The sequence below is a fragment of the Streptomyces sp. NPDC006430 genome, from assembly GCF_040612395.1.
GTDB lineage: Bacteria > Actinomycetota > Actinomycetes > Streptomycetales > Streptomycetaceae > Streptomyces.
Map to the genome: position 1 here is coordinate 189,764 of NZ_JBEXQA010000009.1, position 24,094 is coordinate 213,857.

The following is a 24,094-nucleotide window of genomic DNA, read 5'->3' on the forward strand; positions in this document are numbered from 1 at the left end:
GCAGCTGCGCCAAGGCATCGCGCGCCGCGGGCGCACCCAGCGCCGCCAGCGCTTCGGCGACCTGGAGATGCGGCAGCGAGCTGCGGCAGGGCGAGTGCCACCGATCCGGGGCGCTGAAGACGGTCGGCCAGTTCGCCCACTGACCGCGGCTCCGGAGGGGCCGCGGCGTCCCTCCGCATCTCGAGCACGCGTGCCAGACCAGAGCTGTCGAGGCTGTCCAGCCACGTCGCCAGCGTTGATCGGGACTTCATAGGGTGCACCTCGTCAGGCCAGGGAGCGACGCAGAGGCCGGAGCCCCGGCACCGGGTTCAAGGATCGCGGATCTCCGTGATGCGCGGGCGCCGTATGAGGGCAGATTCCCCCTTGGCGAGCAGGGCTGGCCTGCAGGTCGCCTCGTTGTGGCGGGAGAGGGCGTTATCCCCCTTCCTGTAATGCCTGAATTGGGCGCATGTAAACGCAACCAGAAGTGCAACCACGGCACGCCGAAGAGCCGGACCGCGATCAGCGGTCCGGCTCTTCGTTTCGCCTGTTCAGGCGGCTGCGGAGGATACGAGATTCGAACTCGTGAGGGGTTGCCCCCAACACGCTTTCCAAGCGTGCGCCCTAGGCCACTAGGCGAATCCTCCGCGACGAACAATACAAGACGATGAGGGGTGCTAGCGAACTCGATACCGGGGGCCTCTTTCCGCTAGGGTGGGGTTCAGCCCCTCACGTGGCGCTATCTCACCCAACTCCCCCAGGGCCGGAAGGCAGCAAGGGTAAGTGGGCTCTGGCGGGTGCGTGAGGGGCGTTTTGCGTTCCGGGCCGGCGGGACCCGGTTGCGTGCGTCGGGGCGGGTCGGCGGGCCGGGTCGGGTGGGGTCCGTGACGTCGGGGGGCCCTCTTTGTCGGTGGGCCCGGATAACCTCGTAGACGTGTCGTCCCTTGCGCTGTACCGCCGCTACCGCCCCGAGTCGTTCGCCGAGGTCATCGGGCAGGAGCATGTCACTGTCCCCCTGATGCAGGCCCTGCGGAACAACCGGGTCAATCACGCGTACCTGTTCAGTGGGCCCCGAGGCTGTGGCAAGACCACCAGCGCGCGCATCCTCGCCCGGTGCCTGAACTGTGAGCAAGGCCCCACGCCCACCCCCTGCGGGGAGTGCCAGTCCTGCCGGGACCTCGCGCGCAACGGGCCGGGATCGATCGACGTCATCGAGATCGACGCCGCCTCGCACGGTGGTGTGGACGATGCCCGTGATCTGCGGGAGAAGGCCTTCTTCGGGCCCGCCTCCAGCCGCTACAAGATCTACATCATCGACGAGGCCCACATGGTCACCTCGGCGGGCTTCAACGCCCTCCTGAAGGTGGTCGAGGAGCCTCCGGAGCACCTCAAGTTCATCTTCGCGACGACCGAGCCCGAGAAGGTCATCGGGACCATCCGGTCCAGGACGCACCACTACCCCTTCCGGCTCGTACCGCCCGGGACCCTGCGGGATTACCTGGGCGAGGTCTGCGGGCGCGAGGGCGCCAAGGTCGAGGACGGCGTGCTGCCGCTCGTCGTGCGGGCCGGCGCCGGGTCCGTGCGTGACTCGATGTCCGTCATGGACCAGCTCCTCGCCGGTGCCGGCGAGGACGGTGTGACGTACGCCATGGCGACCTCCCTGCTCGGATACACCGACGGGTCACTGCTCGACTCCGTGGTCGATGCCTTCGCCGCCGGGGACGGGGCAGCCGCCTTCGAGGTCGTCGACCGGGTGGTCGAGGGCGGCAACGATCCGCGGCGCTTCGTCGCCGACCTGCTGGAGCGGCTGCGGGACCTCGTGATCCTGGCCGCCGTGCCCGACGCTGGGGAGAAGGGGCTCATCGACGCCCCCGCCGATGTGGTGGAGCGGATGCAGGCCCAGGCGTCGGTCTTCGGTGCCGCCGAGCTGAGCCGCGCCGCCGACCTGGTCAACACCGGGCTCACCGAGATGCGGGGCGCCACCTCGCCGCGGCTCCAGCTGGAGCTGATCTGCGCCCGGGTGCTACTGCCCGCCGCCTTCGACGACGAGCGTTCCTTCCAGGCCCGGCTCGACCGGCTGGAGCGGGGCGGGTTCGCCGCCGGCATGGTGGCCGCCCCCGCCGCTGGGGCCGCCGTGCCCGCCATGGGGTACGTACCCGGCCCCGAGGCGCACGGCATGGCCCCGGCCGGCCCCGCCGGAGGCGCTGTCGCCGCGCGTGCCGCCGTACAGGCTCCCGAGGCGGAGAGCGCCCCCGTGCAGGCTCCCGCCCCCGTGCAGGCTCCGGCGGCGCCCGCACCCGCTGCTGCCGCCGCGCCTGCCGCCGCCCCTGCCGCCGCGCCCGGTGCGTGGCCCGGTGCCGCACAGCCCGGTGGCGGCGCCCCCGGTGCCTGGCCCGGATCCGCAGCATCCGCGGCTGCCGCCGCTCCCGCCGCCGCCCCGGCTCCGGCAGCCGCTCCCGCCGCCGGTGCCTGGCCCAGTGCCGCCGCACCCGGCAGCGGAGCCCCCGCAGCCGCGCCCGCCCCCGCTCCGGCCGCGGCCCCCGCCGCTCCGGCCGCCGCTGCCGCACCCTCACCCGGCATGGCTGCCGGCGCCGGGCAGGTCCAGGCGATGTGGCCCGGCGTCTTGGAGGCCGTCAAGAACCGTCGCCGCTTCACCTGGATCCTGCTCAGCCAGAACGCCCAGGTGACCGGCTTCGACGGGACGACCCTGCAACTCGGTTTCCCCAATGCCGGAGCCCGCGACAACTTCGCGAGCAGCGGCAGTGAGGACGTGCTCAAGGCCGTCCTGGCCGAGCAGTTCCAGGTCAACTGGAAGATCGACGCCGTCGTCGGCGGGGGCGGCGGACAGCCGGCGACGCCGACGACCTCGTACTCCGCCCCGGCCGCGCCCGCCTACAGCCCGCCGCCCGCACCCTCGCACCAGGCCCCCGCCCCGCAGCCACCGCACCAGCAGCACGAGCCGCACCAGAAGCCGCCCGAGCAGGTCGCTTCCGCGCCGCAGCCCCCCGTACGGCAGGCGCCCCCGCCGGTCGCGCCCGAGGACGACGTGCCGGAGGAGGACGATCCCGACCTCGTCGAGAGCGCCCTGACCGGACACGACCTCATCGTGCGCGAGCTCGGAGCCACCGTTGTGGAGGAATACACGAACGAGTAAGGGCCCGTACTTGGGTGGCCGCACGAAGGTCGGACGCGCGGGCGGGCTAGGCTGCAGGGCGTGAAGGTCCTCGTCATCGGCGGCGGCGCCCGCGAACATGCCCTGTGCCGCTCTCTGTCCCTCGACCCCGACGTCAACGCGCTCTACTGCGCTCCCGGCAACGCCGGCATCGCCGAGGTGGCGGAGCTGCGCCCGGTCGACGCCCTCGACGGCGCGGCCGTGGCCGGCCTCGCCACCGAACTCGGCGCCGACCTGGTCGTCGTCGGCCCGGAGGCCCCCCTGGTCGCAGGGGTGTCCGACGCCGTGCGCGCCGCAGGCATTCCCGTCTTCGGTCCGTCCGGTGAGGCGGCCCAGCTGGAGGGCTCCAAGGCGTTCGCCAAGGACGTGATGGCCGCGGCCGGGGTCCCGACCGCACGCAGCTACGTGTGCACCACCCCGGAAGAGGTGGACGCGGCCCTCGACGCCTTCGGCGCCCCGTACGTCGTCAAGGACGACGGCCTCGCGGCCGGCAAGGGCGTCGTGGTGACCGAGGACCTGGCCGCCGCCCGGGCTCACGCGCTCGCCTGCGACCGCGTCGTCATCGAGGAGTACCTCGACGGCCCCGAGGTCTCCCTCTTCGCCATCACCGACGGCGTCACCGTGCTGCCGCTCCAGCCCGCGCAGGACTTCAAGCGCGCGCTGGACGGCGACGAGGGCCCCAACACCGGCGGCATGGGCGCCTACTCGCCGCTGCCCTGGGCGGACCCGAAGCTGGTCGAAGAGGTCATGGAGACCGTCCTCCAGCCGACCGTGGACGAGCTGCGCCACCGCGGAACCCCGTTCTCCGGGCTGCTGTACGCCGGCCTCGCGATCACCTCGCGCGGCGTGCGCGTCATCGAGTTCAACGCCCGCTTCGGCGACCCCGAGACCCAGGTGGTCCTGGCCCGGCTGCGCACCCCGCTCGCGAGCGTCCTGCTGAACGCCGCCAACGGAACCCTGGACGCCGAACCGCCGCTGCGCTGGCGCGATGACGCGGCCGTCACCGTGGTCATCGCCTCGCACAACTACCCGGACACCCCGCGCACCGGCGACCCGATCGAGGGCCTGGCCGAGGTGGCCGCCGAGGACGGTCCCGACACGTACGTCCTGCACGCGGGGACGCGGCGCGAGGGCGACGCGATCGTCAGCGCGGGCGGCCGCGTGCTGTCGGTGACGGCGACCGGTTCCGATCTGGCGCAGGCCCGCGAGAAGGCGTATAAGGCCGTCGCGCGGATCCGGCTGGACGGCTCCCAGCACCGTACGGACATCGCTGCCAAGGCGGCCGAAGGCCGCTGAGCAGCAGGACGGTCGTGACGCGGGCCCGGTGCGCACCCAGTGCGGCCGGGCCCGCGCGCATGTCCGCGTGCGAGTGCATCCGGCCGCGTTCGAACGTTGCCACCTTTACCCAAAGCCATTCCATCGGGTGATGGTCACTCGGTCCGGCTGACTGCCCGCCGCTCCCCAACTAGGGTGCGGCGCAAGCATTCCGGCACTTGGCCCACCGGCATTGCGATGTCAGTGGCGGGTGTCACAGTGGGGGAGTGAGCAAAACCGCCGCAGGGCAGAGGGGGTGAGGTCCGGCCGTGTCCGGAACCGGTTCGATCGTGGAAGTGGGCGCGCCGTCCGCGCGCTCCCGGGCCCTGGCCGTGCTGCGCGTGCGCAGCAGGGCGCTGGCCCTCGGGGTACTGCCCGCTGCCCTCGCGGTGGTGCTGGTGAGCGCCCGGATGACAGGGTGGCTGGCCGGGGACCCCTGGCCCGTGGTGACCGTCGTCGTGTGCGTGCTCGCCGCTCTGGTGCTGCTCGTCGGCGGGATCTTCGCCGCGGTGGTGCTGCGGGCGGGCCCGGCCGTGACGCCGACGGTGCCGCTGGTGGAAGCCGCCGCTCCCGACCTCTACCGGCTGGTGCGGGATCTGGCCGATCGGATGGACGTTCCCGCGCCCTCCGCGATAGCCCTGACTCCGGACTGCGACAGTTGGCTGGAGGACCGGGCGCACGCGGCGCACCGCCGGGCCGGTATATCCGGCGGCCGTGAGTCGGAGCCGGGCGCGGCTCCGGTACTGGTGATCGGCTCGCCGTTCCTGTGGTGGATGCGGGTCGCCGAGCTGCGCGCGGTCCTAGCCCCCGTCATCGCGGGTACGGGCCCCTCCGCGCATCCGGACATAGCCGACGCGCGCGCCTTCGTCCGCGGGCTCGATGCCGCGGTGGACGTGGGCAGCCGGCCGGGTCTCGGCTGGATCGCCAGGCCGGCGCGACTGCTGCTGCGACTGTGCCAGGAGGACGCCGCCGATATGGAGCGCGGCGTGGCCGCAGCTGCCTCGGACCGTGCACAGGGTGTGGACTACGCGCTGCGGATCGCCGCCCAGGAACAGGTCGGCCTCGCCTACGCGGGCTGGGACCGACTGCTGACCCGGGTCGCACTGCCCGCATGGCGCATGGGCCGCTGGCCGGCGCACCTCGACGCCGGAGTCGTCTCCGCGCTGACCGAGCTGTCCCGACGGGACCGGCTCGCCGAGGGCTTCACCTCGCGGCTCGGCGAACGGCCCGCATGCGACCTGCTGGACCAGCCCGGGGCGGTCGACGAGGCGGCTTCGCTGCTGGCCGCGCGGCTGTTCCACGGCGGTCCGGCCGAGGTCGGTCCGGACTGGTCGCCGGTGGACTGGGCCGCGTACCCGGAAGAGGTCGTGGACCGCAAGTGGCGTGCCGAGGCGGCCCGTCTGCACGCGGCGCTGGACGCCCTCGCGGTGGCTACCGGGCGGGGGCGGACGTTGGACCGGGTGCTCTGCTACCTCGCGGGCGGGGCCGGCGAGGGCGCGGCCGGGGAAGCACTGGCCGGCCGGCTCAGCGGTGACCTGGCGCGGGAGGAAAGCCCTGCGGGCACCGGCGGCGCCGCGATGGCGCGCGGGGCGGACGCCGTGCCGCTGTTCCCGCTCCAGCCGCCCCGCAGCGGACGGGACCTGCTCGCCGACCACGTGACGGCGATGGTGTGCGCCGCGGCCGTGGATTCGGCCGATGCCGAGCCCGGGTTGGACTGGCTGGACGGCCCGATCCTCCTGGTCGGCGGCGAGCGGCGCTCGGACCTGGCGCCGACGGTGCTGAGCCTGGTGGAGGACGGGGATCCGGAGCCCCTGCGGGACTGGCTCGCCGAGGTCGGCGTACGTCCGGAGAAGCCGGTCCGCCTGCTGTGACCGCCCGCCCCCACCCCTGACGACCCACCGAACCCCGAACCCGGAGCCGCGGCCCGCCCTTCCGGAACCCACCTTCCGGAACCCACCTTCCGGAACCCACCTTCCGGAACCCCGGGCGAGGCCGGATGTGGCGAACGGTGACGGAATGAGCGCGTTATGTGATGTGCTGGGACCGGTCGCGGTGCGATGTCCTCGAACTGCGCCGCACCGCAGCGATGCAGAGGGCGTTCGGGGGAGCGAGGGAGGGGAGCGGTATGAGTGCGGACCAGATCCGGCGGTGGGAGTCAGGTGCGCTCGCGCACGCGGTGAACGATCCCTTCGGCCAGGGGCCGCTGCCGTGGCTCCGGGGAAGCGAGCTGTACTTCGACGACACCGGGCACGTCGTGCCCTGGTACGTGGCCCCGGCCCTGGCCCCCGGACAGATCCCCCGCGCCCGCAGCAACGGCGGCCCGCGGACCGCCGACGACGTGCACCGGCAGATCAAGGGGTTCGCCTCCACCGGGGCCGTCGCGCCCGGCGAGGCCATCGACTTCCACATCACCGTGGACCCGCCCCAGCAGTTCTCCGTCGACGTCTACCGCATCGGGCACTACGGCGGTGACGGCGCCTCCAAGATCACCACCAGTCCCCGGCTCTCCGGCATCGTCCAGCCGGCCCCCCTCACCGCCGACCGCACCGTCTCCTGCCACCACTGGTGGCTCTCCTGGCGGCTCCAGGTCCCCTCCTACTGGAGCGTCGGCGCGTACGTCGCCGTACTGACCACCGCAGACGGGTACCGGTCCCACATCCCCTTCACCGTCCGGGACGACCACCCCGCCGATCTGCTCCTGCTGCTGCCCGACATCACCTGGCAGGCCTACAACCTCTACCCCGAGGACGGGCGGACCGGCGCGAGCCTCTACCACGCCTGGGACGACGAGGGCCGGCTGCTCGGCGAGCAGGACGCGGCCATCACGGTCTCCTTCGACCGCCCCTACGCGGGCGCCGGCCTGCCCCTGCACGTGGGTCACGCTTACGACTTCATCCGCTGGGCAGAGCGGTACGGCTACGACCTCGCCTACGCCGACGCCCGCGATCTGCACGCCGGTCGCGTCGACCCCACCTGCTACCGCGGCCTGGTCTTCCCCGGCCATGACGAGTACTGGTCGGCCCCCATGCGCCGAACCGTCGAACGCGCCCGCGATCACGGCACCTCGCTCGTCTTCCTCTCCGCCAACACCATGTACTGGCAGGTCGAGCTGGCTCCTTCCCCCTCCGGCGTCCAGGACCGGCTCCTCACCTGCCGAAAACGCCGCGGCCCCGGCCGCCCGAGCCTGTGGCGCGAGGTCGACCGCCCCGAGCAGCAGTTGCTCGGCATCCAGTACGCAGGACGGGTCCCCGAGCCCGCGCCCATGATCGTGCGCAACGCCACGCACTGGCTCTGGGACTCCACCGGCGCCGGGGAGAACGACGAGCTCCCAGGCCTGGTCGCGGGCGAGGCCGACCGGTACTTCCCGCGCACCCAGCTCCCCGAGCACCAGGACCGGATCCTGCTCGCGCACTCCCCTTACCTCGACGGCGAGGGCGCCAGGCGCCACCAGGAGACTTCCCTGTACCGGGCCCCCAGCGGCGCCCTCGTCTTCGCGTCGGGCACCTTCGCCTGGTCCCCGGCCCTCGACCGCCCGGGCCACGTGGACGAGCGGGTCCAGCGGGCCACCTCGAACCTGCTCGACCGGATCTGCAAGAGGGACTGAGACCCCCGTGGGCCGTGCACGCGCCCCGGTGCGGGAGAATGGGGCTGCGCTCGTACAGAACCACAGGGAGACCCCGTGTCCGGATTCGTCGAAAAGCCCGAGCCGGTTCAGGTGCCCGGCCTCGTCCACCTCCACACCGGCAAGGTGCGAGACCTCTACCGTGACGGCGACGGCAACCTCGTCATGGTCGCCAGTGACCGCATCTCCGCGTTCGACTGGGTACTCCCCACCGAGATCCCGGACAAGGGCCGCGTCCTGACGCAGCTCTCCCTCTGGTGGTTCGACCAGCTGACGGACCTCGTCCCGAACCACGTGATCAGCACCGAGCTGCCTGCCGGCGCCCCTGCCGACTGGGCCGGCCGCACGCTGATCTGCAAGAACCTCGACATGGTCGCAGTCGAGTGCGTGGCCCGCGGCTACCTCACCGGCTCCGGCCTCGCCGAGTACGAGCAGACCCGTACGGTCTGCGGGCTCGCCCTCCCCGAGGGGCTCGTGGACGGCTCCGAGCTGCCCGCCCCGATCTTCACCCCGGCCGCCAAGGCCGAGGTCGGCGAGCACGACGAGAACGTCTCGTACGAGGAGGTCGCGCGCACCACCGGCGCCGAGACCGCGGCGCTGCTGCGCCAGACCACGCTGGCCGTGTACGGCCGGGCCCGGGACATCGCCCGCGAGCGCGGGATCATCCTGGCCGACACCAAGTTCGAGTTCGGCTTCGACGCGGACGGCACGCTGGTCGCCGGCGACGAGGTGCTGACCCCGGACTCCTCCCGCTTCTGGCCGGCGGACCAGTGGGAGCCGGGCCGCGCGCAGCCCTCCTTCGACAAGCAGTTCGTCCGCGACTGGCTGACCTCTCCGGCCTCCGGCTGGGACAAGAAGGGCGAACTCCCGCCGCCGGCCCTCCCGCAGGAGGTCGTCGAGCAGACCAGCGCCAAGTACATCGAGGCGTACGAGCGGCTCACCGGCCTCACCTGGGCCTGAGACACGAAGAAGCCCCCGGTCCTAGGACCGGGGGCTTCTTCGATGGAGCGGACAACGCGACTCGAACGCGCGACATCCACCTTGGCAAGGTGGTGCTCTACCAACTGAGCTATGTCCGCATGCGCCGTAACGCGAGACCTACTATACCCAACCTCGCTCCCGTGCGAGACGCACTGCCGTGTGCCGGTTCTCCGCACCCAGCTTCGAGGCCGCCGAGGACAGGTAGTTGCGTACCGTCCCCTGCGAGAGGCGGGCCCGCTCCGCGATCTCCGCGACCGGCGCCCCGTCCCCCGCGAGTTCGAGCACCTCGGCCTCGCGCGCGGTCAGCGGGGAGTCCCCTGCGCTGATCGCGTCGGCCGCCAACTCCGGGTCCACGTACCGCCCTCCGGCGTGCACGGTCCGGATCAGTTCGGCTAGCCGCTGCGCCGAAACCGTCTTCGGCGCGAAGGCCCGCACCCCTGCCGCGAGGGCCCGCTTCAGGTGCCCGGGACGCCCGTGACTCGTCACGATCATGGTCTTGCAGTCGGGGAGTTCGGCCCGCAGCGATGTGGCCACACTCACACCGTCCGCCCCCGGCATCTGAAGGTCCAGCACCGCCACGTCCGGCCGGTGGGCCCGCGCCATCGCGAGCGCCTCCGGTCCCGAGGCGGCCTCCGCGACGACCACCAGGTCGTCCTCCAGGGCCAGCAACGCGGCGAGCGCGCCGCGGATCAGGTGCTCGTCGTCGGCGAGCAGTACGCGTACGGGGCTCACGCCCGTGCCTCCAGTCCTCGCAGTTGTCCGCCGGGGATCCGCGCCCGCAGCCGGAACCGGCCGCCGTCCAGCGGGCCGGCCTCCAACGTGCCGTCCAGCGCCGCGAGCCGCTCCCGCAGCCCCGCGAGCCCCGAGCCCGGCGGCCCGGCCGGCACCTCGGGGGCGCCGTCGTTCTCCACCACCAGCGTGAGCGCGCCCCCTTCGGGCGCCGTCAGCCGGATCACGCAGGTGCGTGCGTCTCCGTGCCGCAGGACGTTCGTGGTCGCCTCCCGGACCACCCAGCCCAGCGCCGACTGCACCTCGGGGCGCAGTTCGCGCTCGACCTCGACCTCGACCCGGCAGTCCATTCCGGCCGCGCTCAGCACCCCGCGCGCGCCGTCCAGCTCCACCGTGAGATCCGCCTCGCGGTAGCCCCGTACGACGTCCCGTACCTCGCGCTGCGATTCCCGGGCGATCCGCTGGACCTCGATCATCTGGTCCACCGCCTCCGGGCGCTCGCGCCGGGCGAGCTGGACCGCCAGCTCGCTCTTGAGCGCGATCACCGCCAGGTTGCGGCCCATCACGTCGTGCAGGTCCCGCCCGAACCGCAGCCGCTCCTCGGCCACCGCCAGCTGGGCCTGGAGTTCCCGGGCCCGGTCGAGCTCGTACACCGTCTTCAGCAGCCAGGAGGAGAAGCCGCAGGCCAGGGTCAGCAGCAGGCTGGTGAGGAAGACGCCGGTTCCGTAGCCGGCCGTCTCCCCGGCGGGCAGCCCCGCCGCCAGTGCCGCGCCCGCCACCAGGGCCGTCGCGGCCGGGGGGACGCAGGCCATGTACCGGACCCGGGTCAGGCACAGCGTCAGCGAACCGGTGGCGAAGGCCACCGTGTTGACCACGAGGACGGGGGCCACGCCCTCGTGGACGATGGCGCCGGCGGAACGCAGCACCAGTACCGCGACGGCCAGGGCGGAGGTCAGCACGGCGAGGGCCACCGCCAGGCGGACGGGGGGCTCGCGTCGGCCCGCCACCCGGTCCAGGGCTCTGGAGGACAGCAGTCCGCAGAGGGTGATCTGCAGGCACGCGGGCAGGAGCAGGGCTCCGGTGACCGCGCGGGGCCCCTCGGGGGCGATTCCGGCCAGGACCGCGAAGGCTTCGATGACCACGAAGGAGTGGAACGACCAGCGGGTGTAGAGCTCGACCTTCCCCGCACTGCTGCGGTTCCTCCACCATCCGGTCAGTTTGGACACAGTCCCCGTACCCCCCGATCAACCCCCGGCGGTCGCCGCCGTGCACGCATCCAGCCTCGCGGTAGCGCGCGAGCGGCACCAGTGCCCACCGTCATCACCACCGATGACATTTGTCAGCACGCGTCGGCACATACGACAAAGGCCCTGATCGATGATCAGGGCCTTTGCACTCTGAGCGGACGACGAGACTCGAACTCGCGACATCCACCTTGGCAAGGTGGTGCTCTACCAACTGAGCTACGTCCGCATACTCGCGACGGCGCTACGTCCACGCGATGCGAGCATCACTCTACCCGATCCACCGAAGTGGACGGTCAAGCGTGCAGAGCGGGTGACAGGAATTGCACACTGCGCCTTCCCCCTGGAAGGGGGATGTTCTGCTACTGAACTACACCCGCACGACCTTCGGGGCTTTGACCTGCGGTCTGGCCCCTCGGCGTGATCCACACACTAGCGGATCAGAGGGGGTGGATGGCAAATCGACCCTCAGTGGGCCTCGTTGTACGCCGCGTAGACACGCTTCGGGATGCGACCGCGCGGCGGCACGTCGAGGTTGTTGGACCGGGCCCAGGCACGGACGACCGCCGGGTCCGGGGCGATGGTCGTGGTCTTGTAGGCCTTCCCGGAGCGGGCCTGCCGGCGGCCGGCCGCGACGAACGGGGCGAGGCCGTTCCGCAGTTTCTTTGCGTTGGCCAGATTGAGGTCGATCTCGTAGGACTTACCGTCCAGGCCGAACGTGACCGTTTCCGCCGCTTCCCCGCCGTCGATGTCGTCGGAGATCGTGACTACTACGCGCTGCGCCACGGATATCGGTCCCTTCGCGCGACACCGCCGCCCGTTGACGTGCGGTGATGTCGCCTGTGTGGATGTTTCGGAGCAATGCGACTTTGTGCCGGAATCCCGGTTGAATCCTTTGTACCGCGATTCTCATTGCATTGCGAAGCTCAGTTAATTGTCTCCGCGTGTCCCGCCGCAATCCCGGGCGCGTGGTTTTCCGGTGGATTTTGCGAAGCGTTGGTGAAGCCGAAACCGGTCGACGATCACGCCTGGCGGATATCTACCCGCGTAGAAATTTCGGCCGGGTACGCTGAGGGAACCGCCTTCGCACCAACCACCCACCGGGAGTGCCAGTGGCACGCGTCGTAGTCGACGTCATGCTCAAGCCGGAGATCCTCGACCCCCAGGGCCAGGCGGTGCAGCGTGCACTGCCGCGCCTGGGCTTCGAGGGCATCGCCGACGTCCGCCAGGGAAAGCGTTTCGAGCTGGAGGTGGAGGGACCGGTCGACCAGGCCGCCCTCGACCGCATCCACAAGATGGCCGAAACGTTCCTCGCCAACACCGTCATCGAAGACTTCACCGTGAAGGTCGAGGCCTGACGGTGACCACTCGCATCGGAGTCGTCACGTTCCCAGGAACGCTGGACGACCGTGACTCGCTGCGCGCCGTCCGCCTCGCGGGGGCCGAGCCGGTCTCGCTGTGGCACCGCGACAAGGACCTGCACCAGGTCGACGCGGTCGTCCTCGCGGGCGGCTTCTCCTACGGGGACTACCTGCGCGCCGGGGCCATCTCCCGGTTCTCGCCGGTGATGGAGACCATCATCGAGCAGGCCAAGGGCGGCATGCCCGTCCTGGGCATCTGCAACGGCTTCCAGATCCTCACCGAGGCCCACCTGCTGCCGGGGGCGATGCTCCGGAACAACCACCTGCACTTCATCTGCCGCGACCAGAAGCTGCGGGTGGAGAACGCGGAGACCGCGTGGACCGGCGACTACACCGCCGGCCAGGAGATCTCCGTACCGCTCAAGAACATGGACGGCCGGTACGTCGCCGACGAGCGGGTGCTCGACGAGCTGGAAGCCGAAGGCCGCGTGGCCTTCCGGTACCTCGACGTGAACCCGAACGGGTCGCTCCGCGACATCGCCGGCATCACCAACGCCGCGGGCAACGTCGTCGGCCTCATGCCGCACCCCGAGCACGCGGTCGAGCCGCTGATCGGGACGGGCCGCACCGACGGCCTCGGATTCTTCACCTCGATCCTGAAGAAGCTGGTCTCCGCATGACTCTCGACACCGTCAAGCACGCCACCGAGACCCCGGACTCGGAGCAGCCCTGGAAGGAGCTCGGCCTCAAGGAGGACGAGTACGCCCGCATCCGGGAGATCCTCGGCCGCCGCCCCACGGGCGCCGAGCTCGCCATGTACTCGGTCATGTGGTCCGAGCACTGCTCGTACAAGAGCAGCAAGGTCCACCTGAAGCAGTTCGGTGAGAAGGCCCCCGAGAACACGGCCATGCTCGTCGGCATCGGCGAGAACGCCGGCGTCGTCGACGTCGGTCAGGGCTACGCGGTCACCTTCAAGGTCGAGTCGCACAACCACCCCTCGTACATCGAGCCCTACCAGGGCGCGGCCACCGGCGTCGGCGGCATCGTCCGCGACATCCTCGCCATGGGCGCCCGCCCGGTCGCCGTAGTGGACCCGCTGCGCTTCGGTGCGGCCGACCACCCCGACACCAAGCGCGTCCTGCCGGGCGTCGTCGCGGGCATCGGCGGGTACGGCAACTGCCTGGGTCTGCCGAACATCGGCGGCGAGGTCGTCTTCGACGCCTGCTACCAGGGCAACCCGCTGGTCAACGCCGGCTGCATCGGCGTGATGAAGCACGAGGACATCCACCTCGCCAAGGCCTCCGGCCCCGGCAACAAGGTCATCCTCTACGGCGCCCGCACGGGCGGCGACGGCATCGGCGGCGTCTCGGTCCTCGCGTCCGAGACCTTCGACGACACCAAGCCGACCAAGCGCCCCGCCGTCCAGGTCGGCGACCCCTTCCAGGAGAAGCTCCTCATCGAGTGCACCCTGGAGATCTTCAAGGAGAAGCTGGTCGCGGGCATCCAGGACCTCGGCGGCGCCGGGCTCTCCTGCGCCACCTCCGAGCTGGCCTCCGCCGGTTCCGGCGGCATGCGCGTGGAGCTGGACACCGTTCCGCTGCGCGACGCGACGCTCTCGCCCGAGGAAATCCTCATGAGCGAGTCGCAGGAACGCATGTGCGCGATCGTCGAGCCGCAGCACGTCGACCGCTTCATGGAGATCTGCGAGAAGTGGGACGTCATCGCCACCGTCATCGGTGAGGTGACCGACGGCGAGCGCCTGGAGATCTTCTGGCACGGCGAGCAGATCGTCGACGTGCCCCCGGGCACCGTCGCCCACGAGGGCCCCGTCTACCACCGCCCGTACGCCCGCCCCGAGTGGCAGGACGCACTCCAGGCGGACGACGCGAACAAGCTCCCCCGCCCGCAGACCTCCGAGGAGCTCCGCGCGCAGGTCCTGGCCCTGGTCTCCTCCCCGAACCAGGCCTCGAAGTCCTGGGTCACCGACCAGTACGACCGCTTCGTGCAGGGCAACACCGTCCTGTCGCAGCCCGAGGACGCGGGCATGGTGCGCATCGACGAGGAGTCCAACCTCGGCGTCGCCATGGCCACCGACGGCAACGGTCGCTACGCCAAGCTCGACCCGTACACGGGCGCGCAGCTGGCGCTGGCCGAGGCGTACCGCAACGTCGCCGCGACCGGAGCCAAGCCGCTGGCCATCTCCGACTGCCTGAACTTCGGCTCGCCCGAGGACCCGGGCGTCATGTGGCAGTTCGCCGAGGCCACCCGCGGTCTCGCGGACGGCTGCCTGGAGCTGGGCACTCCGGTGACCGGCGGCAACGTCTCGCTGTACAACCAGACCGGTGACGTCGCGATCCACCCGACCCCGGTCGTGGCGGTCCTCGGCGTGATCGACGACGTCAACCGCCGTACGCCGATGGCGTTCGCGGAGGCCGGCCAGCTGCTGTACCTGCTGGGCGACACCGCCGAGGAGTTCGGCGGCTCGGCCTGGTCCCAGGTCGTGCACGAACACCTGGGCGGCCTGCCGCCCAAGGTGGACCTGGGCCGCGAGAAGCTGCTCGGCGAGATCCTGATCTCGGCCTCCCGCGACGGCATGGTCGACGCGGCGCACGACCTGTCCGACGGCGGCGTGATCCAGGCGCTCACCGAGTCCTGCCTGCGTGGCGGCAACGGTGCACGGATCGTGGTGCCCGAGGGTCTGGACGCGTTCACCTTCCTGTTCTCCGAGTCGGCGGGCCGGGCCATCGTGGCCGTCCCGCGCAGCGAGGAGCTCCGCTTCACCGACATGTGCAGTGCGCGGGGCCTGCCCGCCGCCCGCATCGGTGTGGTCGACGGCGAGGAGATCGAGGTCCAGGGCGAGTTCACGATTCCGCTCGCGGAACTGCGTACCGCTCACGAGGCGACGATCCCGGCGCTGCTCGCCTGATCCCGCTCTCACTGCCGAGCCCCTGTCCGGAACGTTCCGGACAGGGGCTCGTGCCGTGCCGTCCCGTGCCGTCCTGTCCCGTGCAGGCCGGTGGCCTGTGCCACGGATGCAGCCTGCGTCTGCGAGAGGTCTGCGTCCGGGAAGTCGGCTGTGCGGCGTGGCTGCACCGGCGTCAGCCTCCCCGGATAGGGTCGGGTCATGCCACCCGCCAAGAAGAGGCCGCGCACCTACGACCCCGCGAAGATCCGCGCGGCCGTCACCGCGCAGTTCGGGCACATCGCAGACGCCGTACGGGAATTGGGCCCCGAGCAGCTCGGGCGGGACAGCGGCCTCGGCGCGTGGAGCGTGGCCGACCTGGCCGCGCACATCGCGTGGATCGCCGACTCGCTGGCGAGCGGGCTCGCCCGGCCGCCGGCCGCCGTAGCGGAGCTGGCGGCCGTCGAGTGGCCCTCCGCCACCGCCTCCCTGGCTGGGAAGATCGCGGAGGCGGCCAAGGAGACCCTGGACGGCGCCCCGCTGGCCGAGCTGTACGAGGTCGCCGGCGCCCGCCTGGCCGAGGCGCTGGCCGCGAACCCCGGCGGCCGGGTGCTGCACCTGTGGGTCGGGGACATGACGCTGGCCGACTTCCTCGTTACCCGGACGGTGGAGCTGGTGGTGCACACCGACGACCTGAACCGGGCCGCCGGCGTGGACATCCCGATCGAACGGCAGGCCCTGGCCGCCTGCACCCGGTTGCTCGCCGACGCCCTCGCGCTCAAGGCCCCGGGCGGCTCGGTGGAGGTACGGATCCCGCCCTTCGCGGTGGTCCAGTGCATCGAGGGGCCCCGCCACACCCGCGGCACCCCGCCGAACGTGGTGGAGACCGACCCGCTGACCTGGCTCCGGCTGGCCACCGGACGTACGGACTGGGCCGATGCCCTAGCGAACGCGCAGGTCAGGGCCAGTGGTGAGCGGGCCGACCTGGCGGCCCTGCTGCCGGTGATGAGCTGAGGGGAACCGCCTGTGCACGGCGTCCGTCCCAGGGACATGCGCACGCTTCGGCACCTCCCCGCCGCCCTCGTCGCCCTCCTGACCCTGGCTGCCGCCGCCACCGCCTGTAGTGACGGTGGTGGTGCGCCCGGCACGTACCCGTCCTCCGGCCCGAGCGGAACCTGGTCCGTGCAGAGCCTGACCGTGGGCGGGAAGACGCTCACGGCGCCGGCCGCTGCCCGGGTGACCTTCTCGCCGGGTGAGCCCTACGCCGCCACGGGGAACTACGGCTGCAACGGCTTCACGGCCGAGGTGACCCCCGAGGGTGCTGCCGCCGTGACCGTGAAGCCGGGCCCCACCACCACCATGGCCTGCGAGAACTCGGAGTTCGAGCAGGCCTTCGCCGCGCTGTTCACGGGCCGGCTGACCGTCGAGCGCCGGACGGACGTGCTCACGCTGAAGACGACCGACGGGAGCACCCTGCTGATGAGCTCGCAGCCCCCCACCCCGGACGCTCCGCTCACCGTGACCGAGTGGGGCGTGACCTCCCTGGTCAGCGGTGGAACGGTCTCCTCCGTCCCGGCCGAGGTGGCCGGCAGGGCCACCTTCACCATCGGCGCCGACGGCACCGCGAGCGGCAGCCTCGGCTGCAACCGGTTCAGCGCCCGGGCCACGATCGAGGGCCAGAAGGTCACCTTCGGGCCGCTGACCACCACGCGGATGGCCTGCCCGGGCCCGGCGGGCGAACTGGAGCGGACGCTGACCGAACTGTTCGGCAGCGGCCCGCTCACCTGGAAGGTCCGGGGCGACGCCCTGACCCTCACCGCCGCCGACGGCAAGGGCGTCGGCGCCGAGGCCGCCTCCGCCGCCGAATGAGGTCAGGGCCGCACCGGAGGAGGCCGGGGCGGTCACCCTCCGCAGGGGTTACCCGACTGTCCGCACTGTGACTTTTACGGGCTGTCCCCAATTCGGACCAGTGGTCGATCTCGCCTACACTCGGAAGCGTGCCTCGTGGTGATGGACGACTCAACCACGACCTGCTCCCCGGTGAAAAGGGCCCCCAGGACGCTTGCGGCGTCTTCGGTGTCTGGGCACCGGGTGAAGAGGTCGCCAAGCTCACCTACTTCGGACTGTATGCGCTGCAGCACCGTGGACAAGAGTCCGCGGGAATCGCTGTGAGCAACGGTTCCCAGATCCTCGTCTTCAAGGACATGGGCCTCGTTTCCCAAGTCTTCGACGAAACCTCTCTCGGCTCGCTCCAGGGTCATATCGCGGTCGGTCACGCCCGCTACTCGACCACCGGAGCCTCCGTCTGGGAGAACGCGCAACCCACTTTCCGCGCGACCGCCCACGGCTCGATTGCCCTGGGTCACAACGGCAACCTGGTGAACACCGCCGAGCTCGCCGAGATGGTCGCCGACCTCCCCCGTCAGGACGGCCGCGCCACCCAGGTGGCGGCCACCAACGACACCGACCTGGTCACCGCCCTGCTGGCGGGCCAGACGGACGACGAGGGCAAGCCCCTGACCATCGAGGAGTCGGCCGTCAAGGTCCTCCCGCAGGTCAAGGGTGCCTTCTCCCTCGTCTTCATGGACGAGGGAACCCTCTACACCGCCCGTGACCCGCAGGGCATCCGCCCGCTGGTCCTCGGCCGCCTGGAGCGCGGCTGGGTGGTCGCGAGTGAGACCGCCGCCCTCGACATCTGCGGAGCCAGCTTCGTCCGCGAGGTCGAGCCGGGCGAGCTCATCGCGATCGACGAGAACGGTCTGCGCACCTCTCGATTCGCGGAAGCAAAGCCCAAGGGCTGTGTCTTCGAGTACGTCTACCTGGCGCGCCCGGACACGGACATCGCCGGCCGGAACGTCTACCTCTCGCGTGTCGAGATGGGCCGACGCCTGGCCAAGGAAGCTCCGGTCGACGCCGACCTGGTGATAGCGACGCCGGAGTCCGGCACGCCCGCCGCCGTCGGGTACGCCGAAGCCAGCGGGATTCCCTACGGCTCCGGCCTGGTCAAGAACGCCTACGTCGGCCGGACCTTCATCCAGCCGTCGCAGACGATCCGCCAGCTGGGCATCCGCCTGAAGCTCAATCCCCTCAAGGAAGTCATCCGGGGCAAGCGCCTGGTGGTCGTCGACGACTCGATCGTCCGCGGCAACACCCAGCGCGCCCTGGTCAAGATGCTCCGCGAGGCCGGCGCGGCCGAGGTCCACATCCGGATCTCCTCGCCGCCGGTGAAGTGGCCGTGTTTCTTCGGCATCGACTTCGCCACCCGGGCCGAGCTGATCGCCAACGGCATGACGGTCGACGAGATCGCCACGTCACTGGGCGCGGACTCGCTCTCGTACATCTCGCTCGACTCGATGATCGAGGCGACGACCATCCAGAAGCCCAACCTCTGCCGTGCCTGCTTCGACGGCGAGTACCCCATGGAGCTGCCCGACCCGCAGCTCCTGGGCAAGCAGCTCCTGGAGAGCGAGCTGGCCGGCGGCACCGATGCCGCCGACGCGCTCCGCCGCCCGTAGAGCCTCGGCCCGCAACCCTGGCTCGACCTGCGCTGGGCCCTGTCTTTCAGGCCACGGAAATGTCACCCGCCCCGGGGCCCAGCATCACACGCAGTAACGACACGAAAGCTCTCCCTGTCATGACAGAGAAGACCACCGGTGCCAGCTACGCAGCTGCGGGCGTCGACATCGAAGCGGGGGACCGCGCCGTCGAGCTGATGAAGGAGTGGGTGAAGAAGACCCAGCGCCCCGAGGTCCTCGGTGGCCTCGGCGGTTTCGCCGGTCTCTTCGACGCTTCCGCCCTCAAGCGCTACGAGCGTCCGCTGCTGGCCTCCGCCACCGACGGGGTCGGCACGAAGGTGGACATCGCCCGTCAGCTGGGCGTCTACGACACCATCGGCCACGACCTCGTCGCGATGGTCATGGACGACATCGTCGTCTGCGGTGCCGAGCCGCTCTTCATGACCGACTACATCTGTGTGGGCAAGGTCCACCCCGAGCGTGTCGCGGCGATCGTCAAGGGCATCGCCGAGGGCTGTGTCCTCGCAGGCTGCGCCCTGGTGGGCGGCGAGACCGCCGAGCACCCGGGACTGCTGGGTCCGGACGACTTCGACGTGGCGGGCGCCGGCACGGGTGTCGTGGAGTACGACCGCCTGCTCGGCGCGGATCGCATCCGTACGGGTGACGCCGTCATCGCCATGGCGTCCTCCGGGCTTCACTCGAACGGGTACTCGCTGGTCCGGCACGTCCTCTTCGACCGCGCCGGGATGTCGCTCGACCAGCACGTCGAGGAGCTCGGCCGGACCCTCGGCGAGGAGCTCCTGGAGCCGACGAAGATCTACTCGCTGGACTGCATGGCCCTCACCCGTACGGCCGAGGTCCACGCGTACTCGCACATCACCGGCGGCGGCCTCGCGGCGAACCTGGCGCGGGTCATCCCGGACCACCTGCACGCCACGGTCGACCGTTCCACCTGGACGCCGGGCGCGGTCTTCGACCTGGTGGGCAAGGCCGGACAGGTCGAGCAGCTGGAGCTGGAGAAGACCCTGAACATGGGCGTCGGCATGATGGCCGTGGTCCCGCAGGAGTCGGTGGACGTGGCCCTGACCGCACTGGCGGACCGGGGCGTGGACGCGTGGGTCGCGGGAGAGATCCTGGACCGTGGCGCGCACACCGAGGGCGCGACCCTGACCGGCGCCTACGCGAGCTGAGACAACACTGAAACCCGGTCCGGGGCGAGGCCCTGGACCGGGTTCATGTGTTGCTCAGCCGGGGTCAGCTGGTTGCTGCCACCCGAGTGGTGCACATGCGAAAGCGTCAAGCGCCGCGACGCTGTGGCGACGGGCCGGACTCTTCGTCCTCGTCGTCGTCATCGCTGTTGTACAGATCCGCGTACTTGGCGTACGGGTCGTCGTCGTCCAGATCGTCATCGACTTCGACCGGCTCGCTGACAGGCAGCAGCGGTTCCGTCGGCGATGCGCCCAGCTCATTGGCCAGACGCGAGAGGTCAGTCCCGCCGCTGTTGTACTTCAGCTGGCGGGCGACCTTTGTCTGCTTGGCCTTGGCCCGGCCGCGCCCCATGGCTCGACCCCCTCGGTGACGGGGCTCGACGGCCCCAGAGTCTGACACGCGTTCATGGTTCGGAGCGGGCTCTCCGTGGAGAGACCGTCCGTAGGGGTTTAACGGTACCTGCTTCCGCGGCCATACGGTACGCCGCCCGCATGACGTGCCCCGGTGCAGGACCAATGAGGCGCCCCGTCCTCGCTGGTCAGCTGCGATTTTAACCCTTTCCTGGCGGGCGACCCGCCGAAGTGCAGTGAGTTCCGTCTCCCCGCAACCCCGGCGGGCGCACGCAGGGCCCCTTAGGAGGGGTCGGCAGCCGTGGCGGCGGCCTTCGCGGCGCGGGCGTCCGCCATCCGCTGCTCGGCGATCCGGTCGGCCGCAGCGGCCGGCGGAATCCCATCTGCCTTCGCGCGAGCAAATATGGCCAGGGTGGTGTCGAAGATCTTCGCGGCCTTGGCCTTGCAGCGGTCGAAGTCGAAGCCGTGCAGCTCGTCGGCGACCTGGATGACACCGCCCGCGTTCACCACGTAGTCGGGCGCGTAGAGGATGCCGCGGTCCGCGAGGTCCTTCTCCACGCCCGGGTGGGCGAGCTGGTTGTTGGCGGCGCCGCACACGACCTTGGCGGTCAGGGCGGGTACCGAGTGGTCGTTCAGCGCGCCGCCCAGGGCACAGGGGGCGTAGATGTCCAGGCCCTCGGTGCGGATCAGCGCGTTCGTGTCGACCACGGCGGTGACCTGCGGGTGCTTGTCGAGGACCCGGCGCACCGATTCTTCGCGCACGTCCGTGATGACGACCTCGGCGCCGTCCTCCAGGAGGTGGTCGACCAGGTAGTGGCCGACCTTACCGACGCCGGCCACGGCGACCTTGCGACCGCGCAGGGTCGGGTCGCCCCACAGGTGCTGGGCGCTGGCCCGCATGCCCTGGAAGACACCGAAGGCGGTGAGCACGGAGGAGTCGCCGGCGCCGCCGTTCTCGGGGGAGCGACCGGTCGCCCAGCGGGTCTCCCGGGCCACGATGTCCATGTCCGCGACGTAGGTGCCGACATCGCAGGCCGTCACGTAGCGGCCGCCGAGGGACTCCACGAACCGGCCGTAGGCCAGAAGCAGTTCCTCCGACTTCAGCACGTCCGGGTCGCCGATGATCACGGCCTTGCCGCCACCGAGGTCGAGACCGGCGAGGGCGTTCTTGTACGACATGCCCCGCGAGAGGTTCAGCGCGTCGAGGACGGCCTCCTCGTCCGAGGCGTACGCGTGGAAGCGCGTGCCGCCGAGGGCGGGGCCCAGGGCGGTGGAGTGGATGGCGATGACGGCCTTCAGGCCAGAGGCTCGGTCCTGGCACAGCACGACTTGCTCGTGGCCACCCTGTTCCGTGCGGAACAGGGTGTGCAGGACGCCGTCGGTCATTTCGGTCACGGTGGTGACTCCCATGGAAGAGATGCGGCGGAATGACGCCCGCCCTGCGGGTGGGGGAGGGCGCGCTGGGAGCAGAGTAAGACCTGCGGGGCGCACGTAGGCGACCTGTCCAGAGATCGAAACACTCCCGGAGTACGGGCGGGTCTCGACGGAGGTCGGCGGACGCGCGGCGGAGTAGCGCCGGGCGGTGCGGGGGAGTACGAGAGCGTGAGCGAATCCTCCGACCCCAGGTTGCCCTCGGCGCGCTCGGCGCCGACCGTCCCGTACGCCTCCTACCTGCGCGTCTACGAGCCCTTGGCGGCCTTCGCGGAGCCGGAGCGCACGCACTGGGCCTCGTACGCCCGCCGTGGGGTGGTGCCCACCGCCCAGGACGAACTGCGTCGCTCGCTCTCCGATTTGGTCCGGGTGCCGGTGGTCGGGGTCCCCGCGCACGAGAGCGCGGACGCCTTCACGACGGAGGTCGACGGAGTGGTGCTGGTCTGCCCGTGGCGGACCCGGCTGCGCGGCTGGCTGGCGCTCCAGGAGTTGGTCGTGCAGTTCCCGCTCCCGGTGCTGGACGCGGCGCTCCCGCCGGCGGCGAGGCGGCAGGCCACCGAGGAGTACGAGCGCTGGCGCGAGCGGAACCCGGATGCGCGCCCGTGGATCCGTACGGCGGTGTGGCAGGTGCCACTGCGCTGGTTCGTGCTGGTGGCCGATGACGAGCGGGAGTACCTGGCCGGCGAGCGGATGCGCTACCGGACGCCGATGGTGCAGGCCCGGCGCAGGCTCGCGCGGGCCCTGCGCACTCTGCGGGAGGCGGAGGGGTACGAGGCCCTCGCGGAGGGGCTGGTGGAGGTCGGGAGCTGGCTGGAGGAGTTCCACCCGCGCTCGATGGTCGAACTCGACTACGGGGGGTTGGTGCACGCACTGCCGGCGGACCGGCTGGCGGCGGACCGCTCGGCCCGGGACGTGGCCGCGGGACTGGCGGCGCTGCGGGCCGGCGACGAGTTCGCGGCTGCGGAGGCGTACGAGGATCTGGCGGAACGCTGGCGGGAGGTTCGGGAGAGACTGTTCGCGAACTGATGCACGAGCCGCGGGGCACCCGTACGGCGCGTATCGGTCGATCAGCGACAAGTCGCTGATCAGAGGCTTGATCACCATATTCAGGTCTTGGTTCCAGGACCTTCGTCCCGATACGGGCCATTGGCCCAAGCGTGACGGACCGCACTAACCACACCCTTGCGCCCTTCCCCTACCCTCGTGCCAAAATAGGACAAGGAGTCCGGGGAGGGTTCCTTCCGCCCAACTAAGGGCGGAATGCTCGGCATTGCACTCTGCGGGGGGTCCTGACGACTCCTGATCGCTCTGTGACTGATCGTCACAGTGGGGTGACTGTCCGTTATGGGATGGTCCATCGGCTTCCGCCGCTGATGAACACCTCGGAGGGCAATTCCATCGGTTTGGCCGTCGAGGCTGGACGGATGGTGTAGTTGTAGTGCCGAGGACAAGCCGTTCGTCCTATAACCGACTCGGCCCGCGTATGTCCATTTCGGGCAACGCGGGCCAAGGTGCAGAATTTAGAGGAAAGAACCGAGATGGTTCGGTTCTCCCGAGGAGGCCGCTCATGACCGCTCGCACCCCTGATGCCGAGCCGCTGCTGACCCCGGCTGAGGTTGCCACGATGTTCCGCGTGGACCCGAAGACGGTGACCCGCTGGGCCAAGGCTGGCAAGCTCACGTCCATCCGCACCCTGGGTGGACACCGCCGTTACCGCGAGGCCGAGGTTCGCGCACTGCTCGCGGGAATTCCGCAGCAGCGCAGCGAGGCCTGAGGTCGCGTAAGCACCCCGCTTTACCGGGTCTGAATCGGGTCCCCCAATCCGATGAAACCCACATGGCTTCAAACGGTCGGGCCTGCCCCAACAGGTTCTCATCGTTCGATCGCGCTGGACTCCGCCGGGTCCAGCGCGATCTTTTTTATGCCCGGTGACGGGCAGGAGCGGGTCGATGGAGGGCGCCGGCGAGGTGGGTGCCATTGCACATATTAAATTGAGCACGCGTAGGGGCGTGATAAATGTGTGAGTTCCAAAAACTCATGTGGTGACTCCCGTCACAGGTTGTCACTCTTGTGCATCCCTCAATGCACCCGTAAGGGGACGTGTCTCGCAGAGCGCCTCATGCAGACGGGCGATTTTCGCGCACCGAGCCGTTCCGTGGGTGGCCCCGGATGACGGCCGGACGGCTCGACCGTGACGGCTGGTGATCGCCTGCTCCCGGGGCGGCGCAGCGGGGGCTCGACGGCCTCCAGTGGCGCTCGGAGCGCCGTACGGGTCGCCCGCCCGG

The 24,094-nt window shown here is 70.9% G+C and carries 19 protein-coding genes, 4 tRNA genes and 1 other RNA gene; 15 read left to right on the top strand and 9 right to left on the bottom strand.

The features are described 5' to 3' along the window. Nucleotides 1-541: 541 nt before the first annotated feature. Nucleotides 542-626, bottom strand: a tRNA-Ser gene (locus ABZZ20_RS16515). Between the two features lie 74 nt (nt 627-700). On the opposite strand from ABZZ20_RS16515, the gene ffs reads away from it, so the two are divergent. From ffs to ABZZ20_RS16545, 6 genes are all read left to right on the top strand, one after another. Continuing rightward, nucleotides 701-795, top strand: an RNA gene (gene ffs / locus ABZZ20_RS16520) — signal recognition particle sRNA small type. A gap of 118 nt (nt 796-913) precedes the next feature. After that, the gene (locus ABZZ20_RS16525; RefSeq protein WP_356870100.1) at nt 914-3,133 is read left to right on the top strand and encodes a DNA polymerase III subunit gamma and tau; all 2,220 of its coding nucleotides are present in this window, start codon (nt 914-916) and stop codon (nt 3,131-3,133) included. Between the two features lie 60 nt (nt 3,134-3,193). Continuing rightward, nucleotides 3,194-4,447 carry a phosphoribosylamine--glycine ligase gene (gene purD / locus ABZZ20_RS16530; RefSeq protein WP_356870101.1) on the top strand — a complete coding sequence of 418 codons (1,254 nt, stop codon included), beginning with the start codon at nt 3,194-3,196 and terminating at the stop codon, nt 4,445-4,447. Nucleotides 4,448-4,734: 287 nt separating this feature from the next. Then, nucleotides 4,735-6,336 carry a hypothetical protein gene (locus ABZZ20_RS16535; RefSeq protein WP_356870102.1) on the top strand — a complete coding sequence of 534 codons (1,602 nt, stop codon included), beginning with the start codon at nt 4,735-4,737 and terminating at the stop codon, nt 6,334-6,336. A 254-nt stretch (nt 6,337-6,590) separates the two neighbouring features. Further along, complete coding sequence (locus ABZZ20_RS16540) at nt 6,591-8,069, top strand: N,N-dimethylformamidase beta subunit family domain-containing protein (RefSeq protein ID WP_356870103.1); 1,479 nt, start codon at nt 6,591-6,593, stop codon at nt 8,067-8,069. 75 nt (nt 8,070-8,144) lie between these two features. Then, entirely contained in the window at nt 8,145-9,047 is a 903-nt protein-coding gene (locus ABZZ20_RS16545; protein ID WP_356870104.1) for a phosphoribosylaminoimidazolesuccinocarboxamide synthase, read from the top strand. Between the two features lie 43 nt (nt 9,048-9,090). Here ABZZ20_RS16545 and ABZZ20_RS16550 read toward each other — a convergent pair. The 6 genes from ABZZ20_RS16550 to ABZZ20_RS16575 all read right to left on the bottom strand — a co-directional run bounded on the left by ABZZ20_RS16550 (nt 9,091) and on the right by ABZZ20_RS16575 (nt 11,827). Beyond that, nucleotides 9,091-9,166: transfer RNA gene (locus ABZZ20_RS16550), tRNA-Gly, on the bottom strand. A 22-nt stretch (nt 9,167-9,188) separates the two neighbouring features. Further along, nucleotides 9,189-9,800: a response regulator transcription factor gene (locus tag ABZZ20_RS16555; RefSeq protein WP_356870105.1), complete on the bottom strand. Its 612-nt coding sequence runs from the start codon at nt 9,798-9,800 to the stop codon at nt 9,189-9,191. Next, nucleotides 9,797-11,023: a histidine kinase gene (locus tag ABZZ20_RS16560; protein WP_356870106.1), complete on the bottom strand. Its 1,227-nt coding sequence runs from the start codon at nt 11,021-11,023 to the stop codon at nt 9,797-9,799. The genes ABZZ20_RS16555 and ABZZ20_RS16560 overlap by 4 nt, the downstream gene beginning before the upstream one ends. 174 nt (nt 11,024-11,197) lie before the next feature. After that, a tRNA-Gly gene (locus ABZZ20_RS16565) sits at nt 11,198-11,270 on the bottom strand. Nucleotides 11,271-11,349: 79 nt separating this feature from the next. Beyond that, nucleotides 11,350-11,421, bottom strand: a tRNA-Gly gene (locus ABZZ20_RS16570). Between the two features lie 88 nt (nt 11,422-11,509). Next, nucleotides 11,510-11,827 carry an Lsr2 family protein gene (locus ABZZ20_RS16575; protein ID WP_356870107.1) on the bottom strand — a complete coding sequence of 106 codons (318 nt, stop codon included), beginning with the start codon at nt 11,825-11,827 and terminating at the stop codon, nt 11,510-11,512. Nucleotides 11,828-12,147: 320 nt separating this feature from the next. Between ABZZ20_RS16575 and purS the strand changes: the two genes are divergently transcribed. The 7 genes from purS (at nt 12,148) to purM (ending at nt 20,009) form a co-directional block, all read left to right on the top strand. Next, nucleotides 12,148-12,399, top strand: coding sequence for a phosphoribosylformylglycinamidine synthase subunit PurS (gene purS, locus ABZZ20_RS16580; protein WP_008740952.1), 252 nt, complete (start codon nt 12,148-12,150; stop codon nt 12,397-12,399). A 2-nt stretch (nt 12,400-12,401) separates the two neighbouring features. Then, nucleotides 12,402-13,082 (top strand): phosphoribosylformylglycinamidine synthase subunit PurQ, encoded by a 681-nt coding sequence (gene purQ, locus ABZZ20_RS16585; RefSeq protein ID WP_356870108.1) that lies wholly within the window; start codon nt 12,402-12,404, stop codon nt 13,080-13,082. After that, a complete protein-coding gene (gene purL, locus ABZZ20_RS16590) occupies nt 13,079-15,328 on the top strand; it encodes a phosphoribosylformylglycinamidine synthase subunit PurL (protein ID WP_356870109.1) in 2,250 nt (749 codons plus the stop codon). The genes purQ and purL overlap by 4 nt, the downstream gene beginning before the upstream one ends. Before the next feature lie 198 nt (nt 15,329-15,526). Then, nucleotides 15,527-16,318 (top strand): sterol carrier family protein, encoded by a 792-nt coding sequence (locus ABZZ20_RS16595; protein WP_356870110.1) that lies wholly within the window; start codon nt 15,527-15,529, stop codon nt 16,316-16,318. A 36-nt stretch (nt 16,319-16,354) separates the two neighbouring features. Then, nucleotides 16,355-17,173, top strand: a complete 819-nt coding sequence (locus ABZZ20_RS16600) for an META domain-containing protein (RefSeq protein WP_356870111.1) — start codon at nt 16,355-16,357, stop codon at nt 17,171-17,173. A 128-nt stretch (nt 17,174-17,301) separates the two neighbouring features. Next, a complete protein-coding gene (gene purF, locus ABZZ20_RS16605; RefSeq protein WP_356870112.1) occupies nt 17,302-18,819 on the top strand; it encodes an amidophosphoribosyltransferase in 1,518 nt (505 codons plus the stop codon). A 119-nt stretch (nt 18,820-18,938) separates the two neighbouring features. Next, on the top strand, nt 18,939-20,009 hold the full coding sequence (gene purM / locus ABZZ20_RS16610; protein ID WP_352211346.1) for a phosphoribosylformylglycinamidine cyclo-ligase: 1,071 nt from the start codon (nt 18,939-18,941) through the stop codon (nt 20,007-20,009). A 106-nt stretch (nt 20,010-20,115) separates the two neighbouring features. Here purM and ABZZ20_RS16615 read toward each other — a convergent pair whose 3' ends face one another. Together ABZZ20_RS16615 and ABZZ20_RS16620 are read right to left on the bottom strand one after the other, a co-directional pair. Next, a complete protein-coding gene (locus tag ABZZ20_RS16615; protein WP_356870113.1) occupies nt 20,116-20,379 on the bottom strand; it encodes a DUF3073 domain-containing protein in 264 nt (87 codons plus the stop codon). Between the two features lie 281 nt (nt 20,380-20,660). Next, nucleotides 20,661-21,788: a Glu/Leu/Phe/Val dehydrogenase dimerization domain-containing protein gene (locus ABZZ20_RS16620; RefSeq protein ID WP_356870114.1), complete on the bottom strand. Its 1,128-nt coding sequence runs from the start codon at nt 21,786-21,788 to the stop codon at nt 20,661-20,663. Nucleotides 21,789-21,980: 192 nt separating this feature from the next. Between ABZZ20_RS16620 and ABZZ20_RS16625 the strand changes: the two genes are divergently transcribed. Then, a complete protein-coding gene (locus ABZZ20_RS16625; RefSeq protein WP_356870115.1) occupies nt 21,981-22,835 on the top strand; it encodes a hypothetical protein in 855 nt (284 codons plus the stop codon). Nucleotides 22,836-23,376: 541 nt separating this feature from the next. Next, on the top strand, nt 23,377-23,583 hold the full coding sequence (bldC, locus tag ABZZ20_RS16630; RefSeq protein WP_003949541.1) for a developmental transcriptional regulator BldC: 207 nt from the start codon (nt 23,377-23,379) through the stop codon (nt 23,581-23,583). The last annotated feature ends 511 nt before the right edge of the window (nt 23,584-24,094 follow it).